General features: G+C 56.6%; 22 protein-coding genes. 20 read left to right on the top strand and 2 right to left on the bottom strand.

The features are described from left to right. Window positions 1–147 precede the first annotated feature (147 nt). Complete coding sequence (locus G5149_RS03365; RefSeq protein ID WP_005344074.1) at window positions 148–1,185, top strand: Mal regulon transcriptional regulator MalI; 1,038 nt, start codon at window positions 148–150, stop codon at window positions 1,183–1,185. A gap of 166 nt (window positions 1,186–1,351) precedes the next feature. On the opposite strand, the gene G5149_RS03360 is transcribed toward G5149_RS03365, so the two are convergent. After that, window positions 1,352–1,693: a DUF805 domain-containing protein gene (locus G5149_RS03360; protein WP_041234118.1), complete on the bottom strand. Its 342-nt coding sequence runs from the start codon at window positions 1,691–1,693 to the stop codon at window positions 1,352–1,354. Window positions 1,694–2,134: 441 nt separating this feature from the next. Between G5149_RS03360 and G5149_RS03355 the strand changes: the two genes are divergently transcribed. After that, window positions 2,135–2,527 (top strand): hypothetical protein, encoded by a 393-nt coding sequence (locus tag G5149_RS03355; protein ID WP_337072593.1) that lies wholly within the window; start codon window positions 2,135–2,137, stop codon window positions 2,525–2,527. A gap of 31 nt (window positions 2,528–2,558) precedes the next feature. Continuing rightward, window positions 2,559–3,086, top strand: a complete 528-nt coding sequence (locus tag G5149_RS03350) for a hypothetical protein (protein ID WP_005344063.1) — start codon at window positions 2,559–2,561, stop codon at window positions 3,084–3,086. Between the two features lie 387 nt (window positions 3,087–3,473). Here G5149_RS03350 and G5149_RS03345 read toward each other — a convergent pair whose 3' ends face one another. Further along, window positions 3,474–3,866 (bottom strand): hypothetical protein, encoded by a 393-nt coding sequence (locus tag G5149_RS03345; RefSeq protein WP_421211576.1) that lies wholly within the window; start codon window positions 3,864–3,866, stop codon window positions 3,474–3,476. A 149-nt stretch (window positions 3,867–4,015) separates the two neighbouring features. On the opposite strand from G5149_RS03345, the gene G5149_RS03340 reads away from it, so the two are divergent. From G5149_RS03340 to G5149_RS03260, 17 genes are all read left to right on the top strand, one after another. Beyond that, window positions 4,016–4,729 carry a winged helix-turn-helix domain-containing protein gene (locus tag G5149_RS03340; RefSeq protein ID WP_337072591.1) on the top strand — a complete coding sequence of 238 codons (714 nt, stop codon included), beginning with the start codon at window positions 4,016–4,018 and terminating at the stop codon, window positions 4,727–4,729. Next, entirely contained in the window at window positions 4,726–5,205 is a 480-nt protein-coding gene (locus G5149_RS03335; RefSeq protein ID WP_076491456.1) for a hypothetical protein, read from the top strand. The genes G5149_RS03340 and G5149_RS03335 overlap by 4 nt, the downstream gene beginning before the upstream one ends. A 124-nt stretch (window positions 5,206–5,329) precedes the next feature. Beyond that, window positions 5,330–5,593, top strand: a complete 264-nt coding sequence (locus G5149_RS03330; RefSeq protein ID WP_421211573.1) for a hypothetical protein — start codon at window positions 5,330–5,332, stop codon at window positions 5,591–5,593. Between the two features lie 55 nt (window positions 5,594–5,648). Beyond that, window positions 5,649–6,125, top strand: a complete 477-nt coding sequence (locus G5149_RS03325; protein ID WP_421211572.1) for a GNAT family N-acetyltransferase — start codon at window positions 5,649–5,651, stop codon at window positions 6,123–6,125. Window positions 6,126–6,398: 273 nt separating this feature from the next. After that, complete coding sequence (locus G5149_RS03320; RefSeq protein WP_421211570.1) at window positions 6,399–7,394, top strand: hypothetical protein; 996 nt, start codon at window positions 6,399–6,401, stop codon at window positions 7,392–7,394. A gap of 177 nt (window positions 7,395–7,571) precedes the next feature. Then, entirely contained in the window at window positions 7,572–8,348 is a 777-nt protein-coding gene (locus tag G5149_RS03315; protein ID WP_421211568.1) for a phosphotransferase family protein, read from the top strand. A 534-nt stretch (window positions 8,349–8,882) separates the two neighbouring features. After that, window positions 8,883–10,793, top strand: coding sequence for a PTS fructose transporter subunit IIABC (locus G5149_RS03310; protein ID WP_421211566.1), 1,911 nt, complete (start codon window positions 8,883–8,885; stop codon window positions 10,791–10,793). Window positions 10,794–11,359: 566 nt separating this feature from the next. Then, complete coding sequence (gene uhpT, locus G5149_RS03305; protein WP_005334609.1) at window positions 11,360–12,766, top strand: hexose-6-phosphate:phosphate antiporter; 1,407 nt, start codon at window positions 11,360–11,362, stop codon at window positions 12,764–12,766. A 219-nt stretch (window positions 12,767–12,985) separates the two neighbouring features. Further along, window positions 12,986–13,291 carry a PTS fructose transporter subunit IIB gene (locus G5149_RS03300; protein ID WP_236351383.1) on the top strand — a complete coding sequence of 102 codons (306 nt, stop codon included), beginning with the start codon at window positions 12,986–12,988 and terminating at the stop codon, window positions 13,289–13,291. After that, window positions 13,291–14,058 (top strand): PTS sugar transporter subunit IIA, encoded by a 768-nt coding sequence (locus G5149_RS03295; RefSeq protein ID WP_421211564.1) that lies wholly within the window; start codon window positions 13,291–13,293, stop codon window positions 14,056–14,058. The genes G5149_RS03300 and G5149_RS03295 overlap by 1 nt, the downstream gene beginning before the upstream one ends. A gap of 104 nt (window positions 14,059–14,162) precedes the next feature. Then, the gene (locus tag G5149_RS03290; RefSeq protein WP_421211562.1) at window positions 14,163–15,086 is read left to right on the top strand and encodes a pseudouridine synthase; all 924 of its coding nucleotides are present in this window, start codon (window positions 14,163–14,165) and stop codon (window positions 15,084–15,086) included. After that, window positions 15,086–15,577 (top strand): NUDIX hydrolase, encoded by a 492-nt coding sequence (locus G5149_RS03285; RefSeq protein ID WP_337072585.1) that lies wholly within the window; start codon window positions 15,086–15,088, stop codon window positions 15,575–15,577. Before G5149_RS03290 ends, G5149_RS03285 begins: the two co-directional genes overlap by 1 nt. A 157-nt stretch (window positions 15,578–15,734) precedes the next feature. Beyond that, a complete protein-coding gene (gene mnmA, locus G5149_RS03280) occupies window positions 15,735–16,841 on the top strand; it encodes a tRNA 2-thiouridine(34) synthase MnmA (RefSeq protein WP_421211560.1) in 1,107 nt (368 codons plus the stop codon). A gap of 23 nt (window positions 16,842–16,864) precedes the next feature. Beyond that, window positions 16,865–17,479: a high frequency lysogenization protein HflD gene (hflD, locus tag G5149_RS03275; protein ID WP_005334622.1), complete on the top strand. Its 615-nt coding sequence runs from the start codon at window positions 16,865–16,867 to the stop codon at window positions 17,477–17,479. A 122-nt stretch (window positions 17,480–17,601) separates the two neighbouring features. Continuing rightward, window positions 17,602–18,972: an adenylosuccinate lyase gene (purB, locus tag G5149_RS03270; RefSeq protein ID WP_421211558.1), complete on the top strand. Its 1,371-nt coding sequence runs from the start codon at window positions 17,602–17,604 to the stop codon at window positions 18,970–18,972. Window positions 18,973–19,111: 139 nt separating this feature from the next. Next, window positions 19,112–20,242, top strand: a complete 1,131-nt coding sequence (locus tag G5149_RS03265; protein WP_421211556.1) for a JmjC domain-containing protein — start codon at window positions 19,112–19,114, stop codon at window positions 20,240–20,242. A 183-nt stretch (window positions 20,243–20,425) separates the two neighbouring features. Further along, window positions 20,426–20,839 (top strand): hypothetical protein, encoded by a 414-nt coding sequence (locus tag G5149_RS03260; RefSeq protein WP_021229911.1) that lies wholly within the window; start codon window positions 20,426–20,428, stop codon window positions 20,837–20,839. Window positions 20,840–20,889 lie beyond the last annotated feature (50 nt).

The raw sequence follows: 20,889 nt of genomic DNA, 5'->3' as shown, positions 1-20,889 counted from the left end.
GACAGGATCACAGAATAAGGGGGCTGGCTGGCAGCAGGATCCAAATTTGTGAGCCGGATCGGCCAGATGGTGATGTAACGTTTCACTTGGCAACCCAAGCAGGTATGCTGGGGCCTCGCTTTCAACTGTCCGTCGTCCATTCGCCCTATGTCGCCCAAATCCCTCTCTGCCAAAGCCACCAAGATCACCGATGTCGCCCAGCGGGCGGGAGTGTCGGTCACCACCGTCTCCATGGTGCTCAACGGCAAGGGGCGCATATCCCCCGCCACCGCCGAGCGGGTGCAGCAGGCGATAAAAGAGCTCGACTATGTGCCCAACAGCGCCGCCGCTAACCTGCGCAGCCAGCAATCCAATCTGGTGGGGCTGATCCTGCGCGACATCACCGACCCCTTCTATACCGAAGTGACCGCCGGGGTGAGCGAGGTGCTTGAGCAGCAGGGCTACCTGCTGTTTTTGACCCAGTGCGGCCACAGCCCGGAGCGGCTGCAGCAGAGCATCCACTCCCTGTCGCGGCAAGGGGTGGCGGGCATCATCTTCAATCCGGTGCGCGGCGCGGCGGCCAAAACCCTGGAGACCCTGCTCGATTCCGAGCTGCCGGTGGTGTGCGCCGCCCGCTCCTACTATCGGGATGACGTGGACTTTATCGGTCCCGACAACACCCACGCCGCCAAGCAGGCCACCACCTATCTTATCGAGCAGGGCCACCGCCATATCGCCTACGTCGGCGGGCGGGCCGACTCCCTCACCCGCGCCGAGCGGATCGGCGGCTACTGCGCCAGCCTGTTGCAATATGGCCTGCCCTTCAAACCGGAGTGGGTACTGGAGTGCGAGCGCACCCAGCGCAGCGCCGCCGACACCATCGCCCAGCTGCTGCACCAGCACCCCAAGGTGACCGCCGTGCTCTGCCACTACCCCGAGGTGGCGCTCGGCGCCATCTATGGCGTCGAGGCGAGCGGCCGCACCGTGGGCAAGGACAACTACATCGGCCAGCAGGTGGCCCTGCTCGGCTTTGACGATGTGGCAGAGGCCGAACTCACCTCCCCCGCCCTCACCTTTGTCAGCTCACCGGCCCGCGAAATCGGCCGACAGGCGGCGAGACGACTGCTGACCCGGATGCAGCAACCCGAGCTCGCCCCCAACCGCCATATCATCACCCCCAACTTGCAGAAGCGTGAGTCAGCCTGAGCGAGGAGGCTTGCAGAGTAGTAAAGGGGGCCTGAACCACAAGCTGGATGAGTAAAGCGGCCTTATCTGCCGATGCCCACCCCATCACTCATGGCATCCCCATATATGACAAAACACCGCCAATTGGCGGTGTTTTGTCATTGCTATAAGAAGCCGTGCCATCTATTTACAGCAACGCCTCACCATAGCGGTTGGCTTCATCAGAACCTTTTTGCAATTTAATCAGCAGCAATAGCACAAATCCGATAATGGGGACAGCACCGAGCAGCAAATACCAACCAGTGCGATTGGTATCATGTATCCGACGCACCGCCAGCGCTGCACAAGGAATAATGGTCAGCAAGCCATACACGCCAAGCTCATAATTTATATGATCCGGGGAGTTGAATAACTGCGTTAAAATCACAGCAATCACGGTATGGAACAGCAAGAACATAAAGTATTCCTGACGTGATGCACGCCCGTGGAAATTAAAGTAGTTTTTGAATGCTTTAAAATAAAAGTTCATCACACACCTCGATATAAGTCCCTGAACAAAAATGTTGTTGTACCAATTTTAATGCGTTATGTCGCAATTGGCCGGAGCAGTTCAACAATAACCAATAGCGTTAGCCGTACCAACACAATAAACATTATTAAAAGATATTAACGCGAAAATATAAAAAACGAGGATGGCGGAGCTTGTCTTGGCAGATGGCTCACTTGCTGCCTGCCTCCCCTTTCGTACTGGATGGGAGCCTCGCAGTTTGAGAGAGGTGGCTTGCTCACCGCATCAGCGAACGTGCTTGAAAATGGGCGTTTGGCCGCCCACATCACTCACTAACCTCATGATTTAATTTATTTTAATAGTTTTTAATAATTATTTTTGGTTGGCATCTCACTGGACTGGCCAGTTAGGCTTCAGGTCAGAAAGCAACGTTCCACATCACAAATGCCAAACAGGTGAGATATGAAAAAAAGTTTAGCCATCCTTGTTACCATGACCTTGCTGACCACAGGCTGCTCGAATATCAGTACCCGTGATGCCTTGATTGGTGCAACAGCATTGGGTGCAGCCGGTGCGATTGGCTATTATGCCGGGCATCATAAAAAGTCAGGAAAAGAGAGCGGCTCAGCACAATTCGAGCAGCAAGATTTGACCGGCATGCGTGAAAGCCAGGCCAGTGATCAATTGCAGCAACATGGATTTCATATGGTCGATGGCTGGCAAAATGATCACGGTAACCATGCCTCCTTTGCCATCTGGTATAACGACAACTCTCATCAATGTTTGCAGTTGAAAAGTGTTCATGGTGACGTAAAAAATGCCTCTGACACACGCAATGAAAATTGCCACGCCTAATTTAATTATCATGATTAACAGGAACATCCCCATGAAAATGAAATCTTCTAAATATATTGCTATCGCTGTTTTGCTGAGCACCTCTGGTTGTGCATTGCCGATAATGGCGGCCGACACGGCCGATCTTAATTATCAGGATATTGGTTGGGTCAAACAGGAACTGAGTGACCGCGGTTTTGTAAAAGGTTCTGCCCCCAGCAGTACCGTCGAATATTGGTGGAACCAACAAGATCAGCAGTGCATCCGCCTGGCCGTCAAACATGGCAAGGTCAATGACATCAGTGACGAGCAACGTGATGAGTGTGGCGCTGTCGTACAACGCTCTCACTCTTCAACCCCGAGTCATGACCACAAACAGCGACTTGCCGTCAACCAGATGCCCAACTACTGCCTGAATTTTGCTGCCGAAGATCTGGGAAGATACAAGGATGATGTCAGCACCCTGCCCGCCGAAAAAAGCCATGGCAAATACGTGGTGCCGGGGCAGAGTGACGAGATTTTCTTCGAGTGTACCTTTAGCAAAGATGGCTCATTCCTCGGCATGAACCTCAAACGCTAACCACCCTCTTCCTCTGCTCAGGGCGGGAGTCTGTTGTGACGGCTCCTGCCTTTACATTAATCAGGAGCCAACAATGCAAGTACAGCGCACTGACGTCTAGCAGTTTAGTTTCTGGATTTTCGACAACGAAAAAGTGGCGTCATTCTATCTATCAGGCTGGCTAGACACTAAAGGGCTTGCTTGACGGATGCCCGTGAACGCCTAGCTGCGTGCGAAAAAGAACTTGTTCACATTTCTATCCATTAAGTGAGAGACAACACCGTGAAAAACACTCGTAAAGCAGTAATCTGTTGTTCCTTGATTGCGCTTACCTTGACTGGGTGCAGCACCCCCTCCTCACGTTTCGCTGAGTGCATGTCAACCTACCACGACAGCAACGCCTGCATATCACTTGAGCAGGCAAACCAAGCACGCTGGCAAGCACTTATCGACAGCGGCAATCAGTTGTCGGCTACAGGCGCCGAGATGGGGCGCCAGCAACAACAGGTATTGCAGAACACCAGACCAAGACAAACCATCTGCCGCCAAGGCCCATTCAATAACACCATGAACTGCACCACCTATTAAGCCCCCGATAAGCCCCCGATAAGCCCCCGAATTGCTATATAAAGTGAGGCTAAACATCACCTTGAACATCAAGAAGGTGAGTGAGACTTTGATAATCAAGGAGTTGTTGTATTTAGGCCAGTTGGTGATGGGGTGGAGCAGCGTGCACATGATGCAGACTTGAAGGAGAATGGTGGTGATCAGCCCGCTGCGCCCTACGTTATTCCCATTCAAGCTGCATCGATTTGAGCAGCAACGACACGATCAGCAACAACAGAAGCCTGTCAGGCACATATGTCCCTTGACAAAAAAGAGCCTCCCCCGTCAGAGTTCACTATCAAGTTGACCTTCAGCATCATGACTCTCGAGACGCTCACCACGCCATGCTTCCGGATCAGGATTCCCATTTGCACTCTTTCGGCCGATTCGTGCTGGACACCAAACAACTTACGTTGACCCGACGCCAGGATGGCGAGCCATCGGTCATGCGTGTCTCTGCCGCTGAAGCGCGTCTCCTGCATTATTTTCTCACGCATGCTGGCACCTTGCTCAGCAAAGAAACGCTGCTGCAAACCGGCTGGCTGGGTCGACCGGTCAGCGCCAGTTCACTGCCAGTCGCCATCGCCAACCTGCGCCGCTATCTCGATACCCCGGAACAAGAGGCGGTGATCAGAACCTTGCCGCGGCAAGGCTATCTGTTCATGCTTGCCCCCGGCGCTGTCGCTATGCAAGAGGCCGAGCTGGCCCAACCGCAAGCAGCCCGTGAAGAAGAGGCTGCTGCCACGCCTGTCATGTCAACCGCGGATGACCCAACCCATCCGGTATCTGCAACGACAAGCAAAGAGCCAAAGCCGCTCCCGCTGTCCAGCTGGCAGCAAAATCTGATGCTGATCATGATGGGGGGATTTGTGCTCCTGCTACTGCTGACAGGCATTTACTTGAGTACTACCTGGGTCACCGTCAAATGCGAACCGGCCGGAGAAGGGATCCTTTGCCATACCCAGAAGCCAGCCAGCCAACTGCCGACCCCAAAACAGGGGGAGATCTGGTTGATGGTGGGTGACGAGCAGGCAAAATTTCAGGAGAAACAGCGATGAAACGTAGTTTATTGACTCGGCTGCTCTATGTGTCGAGTTCGCTGGGGATGCTGCTGGTCTCGCTGATACTGCTAAATAGTCTGGGTTGTGACTATGAAATGCGTCTGTCATCCAAAGAGGCTGATTATTATGCCGTTTGCCGAGCTGGCAAATTTACCGTCATCGAACGTGAACACGGCTCCAAAGCGACCTGGATGGTCACGGCATATCAGGCTGTGCTGGGTAGCCAGCTCATTTTCTTCGTCACTGAACGTTCTCAGGTTGAAGCCCCCCAGACCAAATCACCTTTGAGTGACCTTAACAAGATGCATGGCAGCTTCACCATGCCCCTTAACTATGGCTGGAAGAAGCTGACCCCCGACCATATCGCCATTTTTCAACAGTCGCCTCACCCGGAAATACTGCAGGGCCATTTTGAGGGTTCACTGGATTTCTACCACAGGTTCTGGCCTTCGGTACCGGTGAAAGCACAGTAAATTCCCACTCCAGACCCAGCCCCCCAAGATAGAAGGTGAGCCTGATCACCTCTTTGCAGCGAGGGAATTGAGAGTCAAGTGGAGAGGCATATGATGGGAGCCCCTTCTCTTCACGAGCCCCTTTATGAGCAACCCGCACGACCAGAACCCACCGAGTGAAATCCATCGCTGTGACAAATGCGGCGAGCGTACCCGCCATCTCGTGGTGCTGGTCGCCCGCGATCACAGCCAGGACATCATGCCCAAGGATCCGCGCAAAGCCTTCTGGCAAGCCTTTCGCTCCAGCAGCCAGACCAATGTGGTATTCGGCCAGACCCTCGCCTATCAGGCCACCCATGTAAAACATCTGATCTGCGAACGCTGCGGGGAGAAGTTTCTGGAGTATTGAGGCCCAGAAGACGGCGCGCCTCAGACAGTCAGAGCGAGATAAAAGAGAAATAAAGATGAAGTTTGTCGAGATGGACCCCAACCAACTGCCGCTGGCGCTGCTGCTGGAGGCAGACCCCGCAGAGCAGCGCATTGCCGCCTATCTACCCGGCGCCTGGGGCTTTGCCGCCCTTGCGGGCAACGAGGTAGTGGGGGCCTGCGTGGCGGGTCTGGTGGGGGAAAAAACGGCCGAGATCTTCAACATCGCCGTTGCCCCTAACCGCCAGCAGCAAGGCATCGGCTCCGGCCTGCTGCGCTTCGTACTGACCAGCCTGGCCGAGAAAGGGGTATTCCGCGTCGAGCTCGGTACCGGCAGCTTCGGCCACCAGCTCACCTACTACCAACGCCACGGCTTTCGCGTGGATGGCGTCATCAAGGATCACTTCCTTATCCACTACCCAGACCCCTTGATAGAGCACGGTATCCAGCACAAGGACATGCTGCGACTCTCGCTGATGCTGGAACCCAATAACCCACTCCATAGCGGCCAGTAACCCGTTGCTACCTGTGGGTGGCAGACAATCAACCTCCTTCCTTATTAGGTAATTTGTTGATCTGAGGCTGATTTTGTTCAGCTGCCTGTTTTACCCTCCAATCACCTTGGTTAAGATTCCCACTTGGCAACCATTCTTGCAGAGACACATCTGTGCAGCCGTTTTGCCATCCACCACATCGCCGGATAACCGCAGCAGGCTGGAGGCTGTAATCCATGGGCGGTAGCGTGGAATTACGTCTATTTTTTCTGCATAGCACAGCTAGAGACGTTGGTGAGTGAAGTCCAAAGACAACCCAATGTCTCTCCTACCCTTTCTAACCAACATATGATAGGAGATAAATCATTTTCCATTTTGGTGATATGCCTAAGAACAACCGATTACATTTCGTCAATCGAATACATGGCAAAATTTAAAAAATCACTTTCTTTTAAAACGTTTTTGGCCACCGCTTTAACAGATCTTCAACCACAATATGACGGGTGTTTTATGGATAAAAATCAAAGTTTTTTGTTTTTTATGAGACTTATAAAAGAAAAACATAATGAACTAAAAGAGAATACTGGTTTTTTATTTAATGTTTTAGTTAATGAGAACAAATCTGAAAAGGAAGTTGCATGTCAAAAAGTTCTTAACTCAGCAGAGGCGATATCTAATATATTAGCTAAACCAGACCGACCTATATGGCTAACTGAAACTATTAAGTATTGTGCGTGGTATACCCAAAATATAGGACGCGATGATTGTAATAACATTCTTTTTTCAAACCTTTATCCATATTACAATGAGATAATAAATTATAAATGGAGCATTGGTGAGAATGATGTCAGTACCAATTATAATTTTGACGAGATTTACGAAAGGTTTAAATCAGAAAGCCAACTCCCCTCTCTTTTTAACACTCTCATAGATATTTTAGAGAAAATGATTGAAAGTGGTGAAATAGATAGTGTAAAAGCAATGTCAAGTATTAATCAGCTACTATCTCTTTTAAAACAAAATAAAGAAGGATCATATTTTTCTATGATGGCGAGTTGGGAATTTATTGGTGGCTTCATAAAAAACTCTCTTTGGGAGTCACTGGAATTAATACCAGGAATAGCTCAACTGAAAAAAGCATTTGAAAAGACAGCAGTGGAAATGGATATTCAGATTGAACAAATACATAAATCAATAGCTAAAGAAATGAAAGATAAATATAGCACAACCGTTAATTCCCTCGTCTATAAGAAAGCCAAAAATGATGCTATTGAAAGTAATGACAAATAAATAATTTTGTTTCTTTTCTTGCTAGATTAATTTCCTTAAATGATCATCCCTATGTCTAGAGTGTGCTTGGGTAAAATACTTCTACTCCGTGAGCATAGAATATCAATGCATATTTATCGATTTGTATATGAGTAACTATCTCACTCAACTGACCACTCATAGCTAACGGGGTAGAGGATGACGCAACAGGAGCTGGCGAAAATGGGGGGCGCTTCGGTCAATATCCAGCTGCTGGATGGCAAACCCTGTATCAGAAAAAGCGGCGCATCACCGGTCGAGCGCCATTTCTACCAACGTGCAGCCCCGCATTTGAGCGGGCTCAACACACCTGCCCTGCTCAAGGCCGAAGGAGAGATCCTGTTCCTTGAGCAGATCCCTCATCCGGTCACACTCACGCAACTGCACCGCAACGAACAGACCTTTGCTCAGCTGGCCAGCCTGCATAGCGCCAACTATCAGCCCGACTTTGCGGTTAAAACTCACGGCTGGTCGCTCGCCGACACCAACGAGGCGCTCTCTGTACTCTGCCTGCCGGAAGCGGTAAACGAGAAGATCCGCCATATCCAGCAACTTGGTCACGAACTATTCGAGGAGTCATGCCTGATTTCGGGAGATAGCAATGAGGGCAACTGGGGCACCCGCAACAATGGTGAGCTGGTGTTGTTTGACTGGGAGCGATTTGGTTATGGCAGTCCGGCCATCGATCTGGCCCCGCTGGTGCCGCTGATGGGTTCGCTGGCTGAATATGAAACCATCATTGAACGCTATCTGTGCCACAGTTCGCTGCTCTCTGGCGACCGGTTGCTCCGCCATCTCGTCATGGCCAAGTGCTGGCTGATTATTGAGGTCACCAATCTGCTGACCAGAAGAGAGAAGCCGCAGGTACAGCAATATATGGAGTGGTATCGGCAACAAGTTCCCAACTGGCTGGGGTCGGTGGCGCATATTGTGTAGTTCGTAGGTTCGAATAGCGGAGCGTATTCGGACGTTCGCGTTATCACCTCTCTCTTTTCAGCCATCCCTCTCTTGCCACCACACTTTCTTCCCAAACAACGCCCCTCTGCGCTCGCCCAGCCAATGCGATTGGCCTCCGCCATCAGGCGCATAAAAATCCTAATCCGCCCGACGAAATGGCGACTTTTTGTGAGAAGGGTCACATCTGATGGCACCGTTTAACCACATATAAATCCAGACCCCGCTGATGATTAATTTATTGATATGGCGCATCACAAACCTGACGGCGAGCCTGACATCAATACATTTATCTGTTTTTAAAGAAAAAATGGACGATCGGCTGAGAATGGCGAGTCCCGCCTGAAACGGGATCTTCATCACATCGCGTTTTGCTGCGCACAAAAATCCAGTGATTAACACATTTGTCCGATAGGGAGGGGGCGGGCGAGCCGCGATAATGATCAGGTCATTTTTATCCAGTACGTCGATACGTACTCACGCATAGCTTCCGTCACCGGAAGCGGGGAGAGCGCCATGATCACCACCTTGATCAATGAACATCTGATCAACCTCGATTTGAAAGCGACGCGTAAGGAAGAGGTCTTCACCGAGATGGCCCGCCTGCTGGCGTCGCAAGGCAAGGTCAGCAACGAGCAGGCCTTTATCAAGGATCTGTGGGCCCGCGAAGAGCTGGGCAACACCGGCTTTGAAGAGGGCGTGGCCCTGCCCCACGCCAAGAGTGCAGCGGTATGCAACCCGGCGGTCGCCATCGGCATCAGCCGCAACGGCATCGAGTACGGCGCCGAAGATGGCAAGCCGTCCCATATTTTCTTTATGATCGCCTCTCCCGATGGCGGCGCCAACCACCATATCGAGGTGCTGGCCGAGCTCTCCGGCAAGCTGATCGAAGAGGGCTTTATCGCCAAACTGCTGGCGGCCAACACCCCGGCCGATGCGCTGGCGCTGCTGCTGGCCAAGAAAGAGGAAGCGGCTGCCGTACCTGCGGCCAACAAGGGGCTGATCATCGGTGTCACCGGCTGCCCGGCCGGTATCGCCCACACCTATCTGGCGGCCGAGTCGCTGGAGCGCGCCGCCAAGGAGCTGGGTTATGAGGTGAAGGTGGAGACCAACGGCTCCATCGGCGTCAAGAACAGCCCGACCGCAGACGAGATCGCCCGCGCCACCGCCATCGTGGTTGCCTGCGACAAGCAGGTGGACATGGCCCGCTTCGCTGGCAAGCCCCTCATCAAGACCGGCGTAAAAGCCCCCATCAAGGATGGCAAGGGTCTGATTGAGCAGGCCCTGAAAGCCCCCGCCTATGTGGCAGACAAGGATGAGAAGCAGGGTGACGAGAAGCGCGCCAGCGGCGGCAGCTCGGATCTCTACCGCTACCTGATGAACGGCGTATCGCACATGATCCCGTTCGTGGTGACCGGTGGTCTGCTGATCGCCCTGTCACTGGCCATCGGCGGCAACCCGACCCCGAGCGGCATGCAGATCCCGGAAGGGAGCATGTGGAACCAGATCCTCAACGTGGGCGTGGCCGCCTTCACCCTGATGATCCCCATTCTGGCGGGCTATATCGCCTACGCAATCGGTGACCGTCCGGCACTGGCACCGGGCTTTATCGGCGGCTGGATCGCCAACAACGGCAGCTTCTACGGCGCTGACGCCGGTACCGGCTTTATCGGTGCCATCATTGCAGGCCTGTTGGTCGGCTATCTGGTGCGCTGGATTGCCACCCGTCAGTACCACAAGATGGTGCAACCGCTGGTGCCGATCCTGATCGCCCCCATCGTCGGCTCCCTGTTTATCGCTGCGGTATTCATCTTCATCATCGGCGCTCCCATTGCCGACATGATGACCGGCCTCAACGCCATGCTGCTCTCCATGAGCGGTGGCAGTCTGGTGCTGCTGGGTATCGTGCTGGGTGGTATGGCCGGCTTTGATATGGGTGGCCCGGTCAACAAGGTGGCCTTCCTCTTCTCCGTCGGCATGATCGCCTCCGGTCAGACCCAGTTTATGGGTGCCATGGCCTGCGCCATCCCGGCTGCGCCCCTTGGCATGTCGCTGGCTACCGTACTTGGTCGCAAGCTCGGCATCTTCGACGAGTCCGAGATCGAAGCGGGTAAAGCTGCCGGTGCCATGGGTCTGGTGGGTATCTCCGAAGGTGCGATTCCGTTCGCCGCCCGTGACCCGCTGGCCGTCATTCCGGCCAACGTGCTGGGCAGCATGACCGCCGCTGTGATGGCCTTCCTGTTCGGCATCACCAACAGCGTTGCCCACGGTGGCCCTATCGTGGCTCTGCTGGGTGCCGTCAACAAGCCGCTGCTGGCCCTGCTCTGCATGATCTGCGGCGCCATCGTCACCGGCGTGGTCGCTGTTGCCCTGAAAAAGCTGCGGGTCAAGAAGAGTGACGAGGTGACCCTGGCCAAGGCGGCCTGAGTGCCCCCTCGCCATCGCGGCTCGTAAAACATGACAAGAGGCCACCCCACGGGGTGGCCTCTTGTTTTTGGGATGGCAGGCGGGCTGTATTCCCCAATATCGACACTCACGAAATGGTGGTCGATAAGTACTCTTCCTCGTCTATCCCCTTTCCTTTCCCTGGCTCCCTTCTGGCCTATCCATCCCACCAGCCCAGACCTCACACAGAGCGCCAAACTGGCTGAAATGGCAGCAATCTGGCGTCAGCGGTGTGATGTTTCTCACGCTTTGTCCGCGAAAGCGCAAAAACTAGGAAAATTTCCTAGCCCCACTAGGGATGGCTCTCAAGCCATTTTTTGCCCCTCTTATTAGAGTCACTCCACCTGATGTCGTGACCCGCACCGCGACGGGCAATGTGCCCCGTCATCCCGTGCCGGGCCCGGGTTTATATGGATGGAGCGTCGAGCGCAGCAACGGCTGACAGCCACGACGTTCCGTTCCCCCTTCCGTGGCGTGACCTCTTACAACCTATCTACAAATGAGGGGCGCGGCGGAAATACCGTCTATCTCGCAGAGGATGAACGAAGATGTTGAAATTGCTCCAACAGGTTCGGGTCCCCACCCTGGACCTGCCGGTCGAAGCCCGGCGCAAGCTCTGGTTCAAGCCGTTTATGCAATCTTATCTGGTTGTATTTATTGGCTATTTGACCATGTATCTGATCCGCAAGAACTTCAACATTGCGCAGAACGACATGATCCAGGAGTACGGTCTCTCCATGACCGAGCTCGGCATGATCGGTCTTGGCTTCTCCATCACCTACGGGGTGGGCAAGACCATCGTCTCCTACTATGCCGACGGCAAGAACACCAAGCAGTTCCTGCCGCTGATGCTGATCCTCTCCGCACTCTGCATGCTGGGCTTCAGTGCCAGCATGGGCGGCACAGGTTTCAGCCTCTACTTCATGATCTTCTTCTACGCCCTGAGCGGTTTCTTCCAGAGCTGTGGCGGTTCCTGCAGCTACTCCACCATCACCAAGTGGACCCCTCGCAACAAGCGCGGCACCTATCTGGGTATGTGGAACCTCTCTCACAACGTGGGCGGTGCCGGTGCGGCCGGTGTGGCACTGTTCGGTGCCAACTACCTGTTTGATGGCAACGTGCTCGGCATGTTTATCTTCCCCTCCATCATCGCGCTGATCGTCGGTTTTATCGGCCTGCGCTTTGGTAGCGATTCGCCGGAAGCCTACGGCCTTGGCAAGGTGGAAGAGCTGTTTGACGAAGTGGCGAGCGAAGAAGATATCGCCACCGAAGAGCAGAAGCTGACCAAGTGGCAGATCTTCGTGAAGTATGTGCTGCTCAACAAGGTGATCTGGCTGCTCTGCTTTGCCAACATCTTCCTCTACGTGGTGCGTATCGGTATCGACCAGTGGTCTACCGTCTATGCCCACCAGGAGCTGGGCTTCTCCAAAGACGTGGCTATTCAGGGCTTTACCTTCTTCGAAGTGGGCGCACTGGTCGGCACCCTGATGTGGGGTTACCTCTCCGATCTGGCCAATGGCCGTCGTGGTCTGGTGGCTTGCGTGGCGCTGGCGCTGATCATCGCCACCCTGGGTCTCTACCAGCATGCGACTACCCAGTTTATGTTCCTGGGCTCCCTGTTCACCCTGGGCTTCCTGGTGTTTGGTCCGCAACTGCTGATCGGCGTCGCCGCCGTGGGCTTCGTCCCCAAGCAGGGCATCAGTGTGGCCGATGGCGTCAAGGGCACCTTTGCCTACCTGATTGGTGACAGCTTCGCCAAACTGGGTCTGGGCATGATCGCCGATGGCACCCCCATCTTCGGTCTGACCGGCTGGACCGGCACCTTCGCGGCGCTGGATATCGCAGCAGCCGCCTGTCTGGTGCTGATGGGTTGTGTCGCGGTCGCCGAAGAGCGCAAGATCCGCCGCATCAAGCGCGAACTGAAAGCCGCCGAACTGGCCGCCCAGACCGCCTGATAGCCATAACAACAGACGCAGATTGTTCAGGGCCACCCACAGGGGTGGCCCTTGTTGTTTAGAGCAACCAGACACCCGACTGGCCCGGCATGAGCCTGCACTCCCGTTCAAGGGACGGGAATATCCCCATCAAGATCCCACTTTTCATATGGACTTTTGGTAAAAGCCCCCCGCAGGCGCTATCTTGTTGCTCCCCCTTGTCAGCATCACAGAGAGCAGATGAAGATCGTCGCCGTCACCGCTTGCCCGACCGGTATTGCCCATACCTATATGGCTGCCGATGCCCTGCAAAAAGCCGCCACTGGGCTGGGACTCAAGATCAAGGTCGAAACTCAGGGCGCCATGGGCATGGAAAACATGCTGACCGCCCGCGATATTGCCAGCGCCGACCTGGTGCTGATTGCCTCCGATATCGAGATTGAGCAGAAAGAGCGCTTCCTCGGCTGCACCATCCATCAAGTGAGACTGGAAACCGTGCTGCTGGATGCCAACGCCGTACTCAAGGCTCTGCCGCTCCCGGCCTGATGCTGACCCGCGAAATCACCTTCTACTGCCAGCAGGGGTTGAGCATCACCCAGGCCAAGCAGTTGAACCGGCTGGCGGGGATGTTCAAATCCACCATCCGCTGTGCCAACCTCACCCGGCGCCAGACCGTTGCCGCCAGCAACAAGCTCTCCCTGTTGACCCTCGCCACCCAGCCCGGCGATCTCTGCCAGTTGCAAATTGAAGGGTGCGATGCCGAGCTGGCCCACATGGCATTCACCTGCTGGTGCGGGGAGCTGGGTCAACCGCTGGTGCGCTCGAGCACCGCCGCGCTGGCGGAGTTGCGACTGGCCAACGCCCTGCCCGACTACCATTTTGCCCTGCGCCAGCTGGCCCACAGCCCCGAACCGCTGACCAAGGTCGAGGCCCTCGAGCATCTGATCGATCTGCTGCCCGCCGAGCTGATCACCGACCGCGCCACACTGACCGCTGCGGTAGAGCGGCGCGAGCAGGTCTCGGCCACCATCATCCGCCCCGGCCTTGCCATGCCTCATGTATTGAGCGAAGGGATCAGCCAGCCAGCGCTGACCCTGCTCAATTGCAAGGAGCCCATTGAGTGGGGCTCTCAAATCGGGCCGGTGCAGACCATTATTCTGCTGGCGGTGCCGGTTGGTAGTGGACGGGAGACCCTGCGCCCCCTCACCCGACTGGCGCAGGCGATGATCGACGATGCGGTCAGCCACGCCCTGCTGTTGGCGGGCTCGGCCCCCGCCCGTCAGGCTATCGTCATAGAGAGCCTGCTAAGCTAGGCGAATTGGCTCCGGGCACTGCTTGCTGTAACGCCAGCCATTCATCCAGCCCTCAGCACCCTGTGGTACACTCGCTGCCATCGTCTGTCTGAAGTGTGTATCCGATGAAATCTCCCCGCTCCCGTCTCTCTGTCAGCCGCGCGCCGCGCGATAACGCCCCGCGCACGGCGGCCAAACCAGCCGCACCCCGCCATGCATCCCCCCGCAAACCGGAGCTGGCCCCGGCGGATCGCAAATTGCTCCTGCTGAACAAGCCCTATATGGTGCTCTGCCAATTCACCGACGAGGCGGGCCGCGAGACCCTCAAGGATTACATCAAAGAGCCCGGCATCTATGCCGCAGGGCGGCTCGATCGCGACAGCGAGGGGCTGCTGCTGCTCACCAACGATGGCAAGCTGCAGGCACGCCTCACCCAGCCGGGGGAAAAGACCCCCAAGACCTACTGGGTGCAGGTGGAAGGGCTCCCGAGCGAGGAGAAACTGGCCGCCCTGCGCGCCGGTGTGGAGCTCAATGACGGCATGACCCTGCCCGCCGGGGCGCGCATCATGGATGCACCTGCGGTGTGGCCGCGCAATCCGCCCATTCGCGAGCGCAAGGAGATCCCCACCAGCTGGCTGGAGATCAAGATCATCGAGGGGCGCAACCGGCAGGTGCGGCGGATGACCGCCCATATCGGCCACCCCACCTTGCGCCTTATTCGCTACGCCATCGGTGACTGGACCCTCGATGGTCTGGCACCCGGTGAGAGCCGCAGCCTGCCCGCCCCCGAGCTGGAGCCGAGCTCCACCCGCAGCACGCGTCCCTCCTCATCCCGTTCAGGTGCTCATACCGCCAAACCGGCCAAACCGGCAGGAGATGCGCCACGGCGGGCCAGCCAGCCGAGACGGGACGAACGCCCCCGCAGCATTCACCCAACCGAGCGCGCAGCCACGAACCCGACCGGCAGCAAACCCCGCAGCAGCGGGCGAGGAACGGCACGCCGACCGGCCCGTGCGGGCAATCCCAATAGCAGCGACAAGGAGTCATGATGAGCAATCAGACAGAGCAATCGGCCACCAGCCACGCCCGCATGGAGGCGCGCCTGACGGTCGCCGCCCTGGTGCAGTGGCAGGGGCGCTTTCTGGTGGTGGAAGAGGAGATAAAAGGCCAGCGCCGTTTCAACCAACCCGCCGGCCATGTGGAGCCGGGGGAAAACCTGCTTGAAGCGGCTTGCCGTGAGCTGAAAGAGGAGACGGGTCTGACCGCCACGCCGACCGCCTGGCTTGGTACCTATCTGTTCAAACCGGCCGACAGCGAGGCCACCTATGTGCGCACCGCCATCATCTTCGACCTTGAAAAAGCGCCGGGTCAGCACCATCCAGAGGATCCTGACGGCGATGTGCTGGCTTGCCACTGGCTTACGCTGGAAGAAATTGCGGAATGCAAACCGGCCCTGCGCAGCCCCTTGGTGTGGCAGTGCATTCAGGATTATCTGACAGGGACACGGCTGCCACTGTCGGCACTCAAGGCCTTTATTTGAGGCCATTTGATACTCTTTTACGGCCACGCTGGCCAATAACAGAAAAACGATTTCCTGCTATCAGACTCCTGATGGGAACTGCGGCATGGATATGTGACCGGGGGCGCAAAACTCTGGTAGAATACGCCCCGTTTAAACGAACTGGTAACTTCGACTAATGACAGACAACAGCCAAATCAAGGTGATCGTCGGCATGTCCGGCGGCGTGGATTCTTCCGTCTCGGCCTACCTGCTCCAGCAGCAGGGCTATCAGGTCGAAGGCTTGTTCATGAAGAACTGGGAAGAAGACGACACGGACGAGTACTGCTCTGCCGCCCAGGATTTGGCTGATGCCAAGGCCGTCTGCGACAAGCTGGGGATGAAACTCCACACTATCAACTTCGCGGCCGAGTACTGGGACAATGTGTTCGAGCACTTCCTCGAAGAGTACAAGGCTGGCCGCACGCCAAACCCCGATATCCTTTGCAACAAGGAGATCAAGTTCAAGGCGTTCCTCGAATTTGCCGCCGAAGAGCTGGGTGCCACCTACATCGCCACCGGCCACTATGTGCGCCGTGACGACAGCACCGGCCGCCCGCGCCTGCTGCGCGGTCTCGATACCAACAAGGATCAGAGCTACTTCCTCTATACCCTGAGCGAGAAGCAAGTGGGTCAGAGCCTGTTCCCGGTTGGCGATCTGGAGAAGCCCGAGGTGCGCCGCATCGCCGAGCAGCTGGATCTCATCACCGCCAAGAAGAAAGACTCCACCGGTATCTGCTTTATCGGCGAGCGCAAGTTCAAGGACTTCCTGGCCAAGTTCCTGCCCGCCCAGCCCGGTAACATCGAGACCGTGGATGGCAAGGTGATCGGCGAGCATCAGGGGCTGATGTATCACACCCTGGGCCAGCGCAAGGGGCTCGGTATCGGTGGTCGCAAAGATGCCACCGAAGAGGCCTGGTATGTGGTCGACAAAGAGGTCGAGCGCAACGTGCTGGTGGTGGCGCAGGGCGAACATCCCCGCCTCTACTCCGATGGTTTGATTGCCAGCCAGTTGCACTGGGTGGATCGCATTCCCATTCGCGAGCCACGTCGCTGCACCGTCAAGACCCGCTATCGTCAGCAGGATATCCCCTGCCTGATCCAGCCCATCGACGACGAGACCATCCGGGTCATCTTCGACGAGAAACAGGCTGCGGTGACCCCGGGCCAATCCGCCGTCTTCTACGACGGGGAAGTGTGTCTGGGCGGTGGCATCATCGAACAACGTTTCAGCCATCCGGTTTGAATCCTTAACAGAAGGCAGCAGACGTGAGCGATAAATTCCAAGACAGAACAATGGCCTTTGCCGGCATCTGCCAGGCCGCGTATCTGGTGCAGAAGGTGGCCCGAGACGGCAGCTGTGACGAGGCCGCCCTGCGCGAGAGCCTCTCCAGCATTCTGGTGACCAACCCGAGCCAGCCGCTCGAGGTGTTCAACAACACCCATCTGGCCATTCGCGACGGCTACCGTGCGCTGGTCGAGCAGCTGGGTGCCGACGGCAGCCAGAAGAATGCCGAGCTGACCCGCTACGTGGTAAGCCTGATTGCACTGGAGCGCAAGCTGGCCAAGCGCAAGGACATTCTCAACATGCTGGGTGAGCGGATCAGCCAGATTGGCCGCCAGCAACAGCACTTCGATCTGCTCGACGAGCAGATTTTGGCCAACATGGCGAGCATCTACAGCGATCTTATCAGCCCCATCGGGCCGCGCATTCAGGTGGCGGGTACCCCGCTGTTCCTGCAGCAGCCGCTGGTGCAGCACAAGGTGCGCGCCCTGCTGCTGGCGGGCATTCGTGCCTGCGTGCTGTGGCGCCAGCTCGGTGGCAGCCGGACCCAGATCATCTTCGCTCGCAAGAAGATGGTGGAGCTGGCCAAGCGTTACTAATCATTGGCTTGCGCGCAGGCAGAGGGAGGACAAGGTGAACAGCCGCACATCAGCCTTGATACACCCCGACCGGCGTGCAAGTGAATACGGATCCCCCACACAAATCATCAGGAGTTCACCCCATGGAGCTGTCCGCGCTGACTGCTGTTTCCCCGATTGACGGTCGTTATGGCGACAAGGCCGATGCCCTGCGCCCTATCTTCTCCGAATTCGGCCTGCTGCGTTTTCGCGTCGAAGTCGAGGTGCGCTGGTTGCAAAAACTGGCCAGCCACGCCGGGATCCCGGAAGTCCCTGCCCTGAGCGCGGCCGCCAACGCCCTGCTCGACGGCATCGTCAGCAACTTCAACGAGAGTGACGCCGCCCGTATCAAACAGATCGAGCGCACCACCAACCATGATGTGAAAGCGGTGGAGTACTTCCTCAAAGAGAAAGTCGAAGTGAACCCGGAGCTGGCGGCTGTCAGCGAGTTCATCCACTTCGCCTGCACCTCGGAAGACATCAACAACAACTCCCACGGTCTGATGCTGAAAACCGCTCGCGAAGAGGTCATCAAGCCTTATTGCGAGAAGCTGATCAGCGAGATCAAGCGTCTGGCCCACGAGTACCGTGACATGCCGCTGCTCTCCCGTACCCACGGTCAGCCTGCCACCCCGAGCACCATGGGCAAGGAGATGGCCAACGTCGCCTACCGTCTTGAGCGCCAGTTCAAGCAGATCATGGCGGTGGAGATCCTCGGCAAGATCAACGGTGCGGTCGGCAACTACAACGCCCACCTCAGCGCCTACCCGGATGTGGACTGGCACCAGTTCTCCGAGGAGTTCGTGACCTCTCTAGGCCTGACCTGGAACCCCTACACCACCCAGATCGAGCCGCACGACTATATCGCCGAGCTGTTCGACGCCATGGCCCGCTTCAACACCATCCTGATCGACTTCGACCGCGATGTGTGGGGTTACATCTCCCTGGGTCACTTCAAGCAGCGCACCATCGCGGGGGAAATCGGCTCCTCCACCATGCCGCACAAGGTCAACCCCATCGACTTCGAGAACTCCGAAGGCAATCTGGGTCTGGCCAACGCCGTGTTCCAGCATCTGGCGAGCAAGCTGCCCATCTCCCGCTGGCAGCGTGATCTGACCGACTCTACCGTACTGCGCAACCTGGGTGTGGCGGTGGGTTACTCCCTGATTGCCTATCAGGCGACCCTCAAGGGTATCTCCAAGCTGGAAGCCAACGACACCGCCATGGCCGCCGATCTGGATGCCAACTGGGAAGTGCTGGCCGAGCCGATCCAGACCGTGATGCGCCGCTACGGTATCGAGAAGCCCTACGAGAAGCTCAAGGAGCTGACCCGTGGTCGCCGCGTCGATGCCGAAGGGATGCGTACCTTTATCGACACCCTGGAGTTGCCGGAAGCGGTCAAGGTTGAGCTGAAGAAGCTGACCCCGGCCAACTACATCGGTGATGCCCAGCGTTTGGTCGATCTGCTGAAGTAAGCCAATCGGCAGTGACGAAGGGGCCCTGTGCACGATACGCCACAGGGCCCCTGTTATTTTCCCTGCCACGGCAGGATCCCGAGTGGCTTTTCCCAAGCCTGCCTTGGGCAAAACCTCTTTGCGAGACACGAGAAACAGCATGTACGAACTCAATCTGGATATCGCTCACTTCCTCGAGCACTACTGGCAGAAGCGCCCGCTCCTTATCAAGGGTGGCTTCAAAGACTTTCAGGATCCCATCAGCCCGGACGAGCTGGCGGGTCTGGCCATGGAAGAGGTGGTAGAGTCCCGTCTGGTCACCCGTTTCGACGGCAAGTGGGATGCGGCCCACGGCCCCTTCGAATCCTACGACCATCTGGGCGAAGAGAACTGGACCATTCTGGTACAGGCATGCAACCACTGGGCCCCCGAGGTGAACGAGCTGGCGGTACCGTTCCAGTTCATCCCGGGCTGGCGCTTTGACGATGTGATGGTGAGCTTCTCCACCCCTCACGCGGGTGTCGGCCCCCACATCGACAATTACGATGTGTTCATCACCCAGGGTCTGGGCAAACGCCACTGGCGAGTCGGCGATGCCAAGCCGCTCAACGAGTTCGCCGCCCACGCCGCACTGCTCCACTGCGAGCCGTTCGAGGCGATCATCGACGTCATCATGGAGCCGGGTGACATCCTCTACATTCCACCCGGATTCCCCCACGAAGGCTACGCCATCGAGCCCTCCATGAACTTCTCGGTGGGCTTCCGCGCGCCGGATGCCAAGGCGCTTATCTCCTCCTTTGCCGATCATCTGATCGACAACGAGGTGCGTACCGAGCGTTACGGCGATGCCGATCTCAAGCCCCGTGCCCGTCACGGCGAGATCCAGCCCCACGAGCTGCACCGTCTGCGCGAGCTGATGCAACAGGCCCTCGATGACGAGACCCTGTTCAAGGAGTGGTTCGGCACCATGATCTCCGAGGCCAAGCACGATCTGGACGTCAATCCGGTCGAGCCGGACTACAGCGCCGAGGAAGTGGCCGACCTGCTGACCCAGGGCGAACCTGCCATCAAGGTGCCGGGTCTGCGCACCGTCTGGTTTAGCGGCGAGAGCCAACAATGCTTCATCGACGGCGAAGCCTGGACTCTGCAGAGCGAAGACGCGGCCGCCATTTCCCTATTGTGTGACAAGGACATAATCACTCAGGCCGACATGGTGGAGCTGGCCGATCAGGCCGGTTTCCTGCAACTGCTGACCCGTCTGGTCAACCGAGGGTACTGGTTATTCAACTGATCCTGCAGTAACCGAAGGATAAAGGGGCGCCTTATGGCGCCTTTTTTGTCACTCAGAGGCGGTTCAATTAACAATCGATGCGCGAAGCTGAACCTACTCTTGATGAACCGACATGTGGTCATTTATTGAGCTAACATGGATGGGTATCATGCGTCCGTCCCTGTTCACAAGAGAAGCGCCACCATGCAAATCACCTCCCGGCCCATGCCGCTGCCCGATTACGGCAAATACCCCTCCTCTCCCGCTGTCACACCCGAGCAGGTCAGTCAGGCCCGTAACGAAGCACTGACCAAGAAGGATGAATTGCAGGCACAGAGCGAAGAGAAAGCAACGGCTCGCAGAACCCTGGCGGTCTCTTATACGGCTAACCAGCAAGATAAAGCCGTGGTGGAGCGCTACCTGGAGGCCAGCGGTCAGGAGAGCGACAGCAAGTCGGGCCCGAGCACGGCTGATATGTATCAGGCTGCGAATCGCTACCAGCGCCAGCAGAATCTGAGCGACTACATGCAATTCCAGCAGAGCCCGCTCGCCCAGCAGATGGGTGACATGGTGGGCGAAGATAATCGCAAGGGCACCCAGCTCGATATCATTGCCTGAGCCTATTTGCTCGAATAAGCCCGGCAGGGACTGATATAAACTGAAAAAGC

The organism is Aeromonas sp. 600479, from assembly GCF_049175515.1.
Lineage (GTDB): Bacteria > Pseudomonadota > Gammaproteobacteria > Enterobacterales > Aeromonadaceae > Aeromonas > Aeromonas veronii_A.
The sequence above is the reverse complement of the archived record's forward strand: the minus strand, read 5'-3'. Positions and strand labels throughout refer to the sequence as shown.

Excerpts from the sequence above, each read along its gene's own strand:
- G5149_RS03365 (WP_005344074.1), top strand. The coding sequence starts at position 148 with ATGTCGCCCAAATCCCTCTCTGCCAAAGCCACCAAGATCACCGATGTC.
- G5149_RS03360 (WP_041234118.1), bottom strand. The coding sequence starts at position 1,693 with ATGAACTTTTATTTTAAAGCATTCAAAAACTACTTTAATTTCCACGGG.
- G5149_RS03355 (WP_337072593.1), top strand. The coding sequence starts at position 2,135 with ATGAAAAAAAGTTTAGCCATCCTTGTTACCATGACCTTGCTGACCACA.
- G5149_RS03350 (WP_005344063.1), top strand. The coding sequence starts at position 2,559 with ATGAAAATGAAATCTTCTAAATATATTGCTATCGCTGTTTTGCTGAGC.
- G5149_RS03340 (WP_337072591.1), top strand. The coding sequence starts at position 4,016 with ATGCTTCCGGATCAGGATTCCCATTTGCACTCTTTCGGCCGATTCGTG.
- G5149_RS03335 (WP_076491456.1), top strand. The coding sequence starts at position 4,726 with ATGAAACGTAGTTTATTGACTCGGCTGCTCTATGTGTCGAGTTCGCTG.
- G5149_RS03330 (WP_421211573.1), top strand. The coding sequence starts at position 5,330 with ATGAGCAACCCGCACGACCAGAACCCACCGAGTGAAATCCATCGCTGT.
- G5149_RS03325 (WP_421211572.1), top strand. The coding sequence starts at position 5,649 with ATGAAGTTTGTCGAGATGGACCCCAACCAACTGCCGCTGGCGCTGCTG.
- G5149_RS03315 (WP_421211568.1), top strand. The coding sequence starts at position 7,572 with ATGACGCAACAGGAGCTGGCGAAAATGGGGGGCGCTTCGGTCAATATC.
- G5149_RS03310 (WP_421211566.1), top strand. The coding sequence starts at position 8,883 with ATGATCACCACCTTGATCAATGAACATCTGATCAACCTCGATTTGAAA.
- uhpT (WP_005334609.1), top strand. The coding sequence starts at position 11,360 with ATGTTGAAATTGCTCCAACAGGTTCGGGTCCCCACCCTGGACCTGCCG.
- G5149_RS03300 (WP_236351383.1), top strand. The coding sequence starts at position 12,986 with ATGAAGATCGTCGCCGTCACCGCTTGCCCGACCGGTATTGCCCATACC.
- G5149_RS03295 (WP_421211564.1), top strand. The coding sequence starts at position 13,291 with ATGCTGACCCGCGAAATCACCTTCTACTGCCAGCAGGGGTTGAGCATC.
- G5149_RS03290 (WP_421211562.1), top strand. The coding sequence starts at position 14,163 with ATGAAATCTCCCCGCTCCCGTCTCTCTGTCAGCCGCGCGCCGCGCGAT.
- G5149_RS03285 (WP_337072585.1), top strand. The coding sequence starts at position 15,086 with ATGAGCAATCAGACAGAGCAATCGGCCACCAGCCACGCCCGCATGGAG.
- mnmA (WP_421211560.1), top strand. The coding sequence starts at position 15,735 with ATGACAGACAACAGCCAAATCAAGGTGATCGTCGGCATGTCCGGCGGC.
- purB (WP_421211558.1), top strand. The coding sequence starts at position 17,602 with ATGGAGCTGTCCGCGCTGACTGCTGTTTCCCCGATTGACGGTCGTTAT.
- G5149_RS03265 (WP_421211556.1), top strand. The coding sequence starts at position 19,112 with ATGTACGAACTCAATCTGGATATCGCTCACTTCCTCGAGCACTACTGG.
- G5149_RS03260 (WP_021229911.1), top strand. The coding sequence starts at position 20,426 with ATGCAAATCACCTCCCGGCCCATGCCGCTGCCCGATTACGGCAAATAC.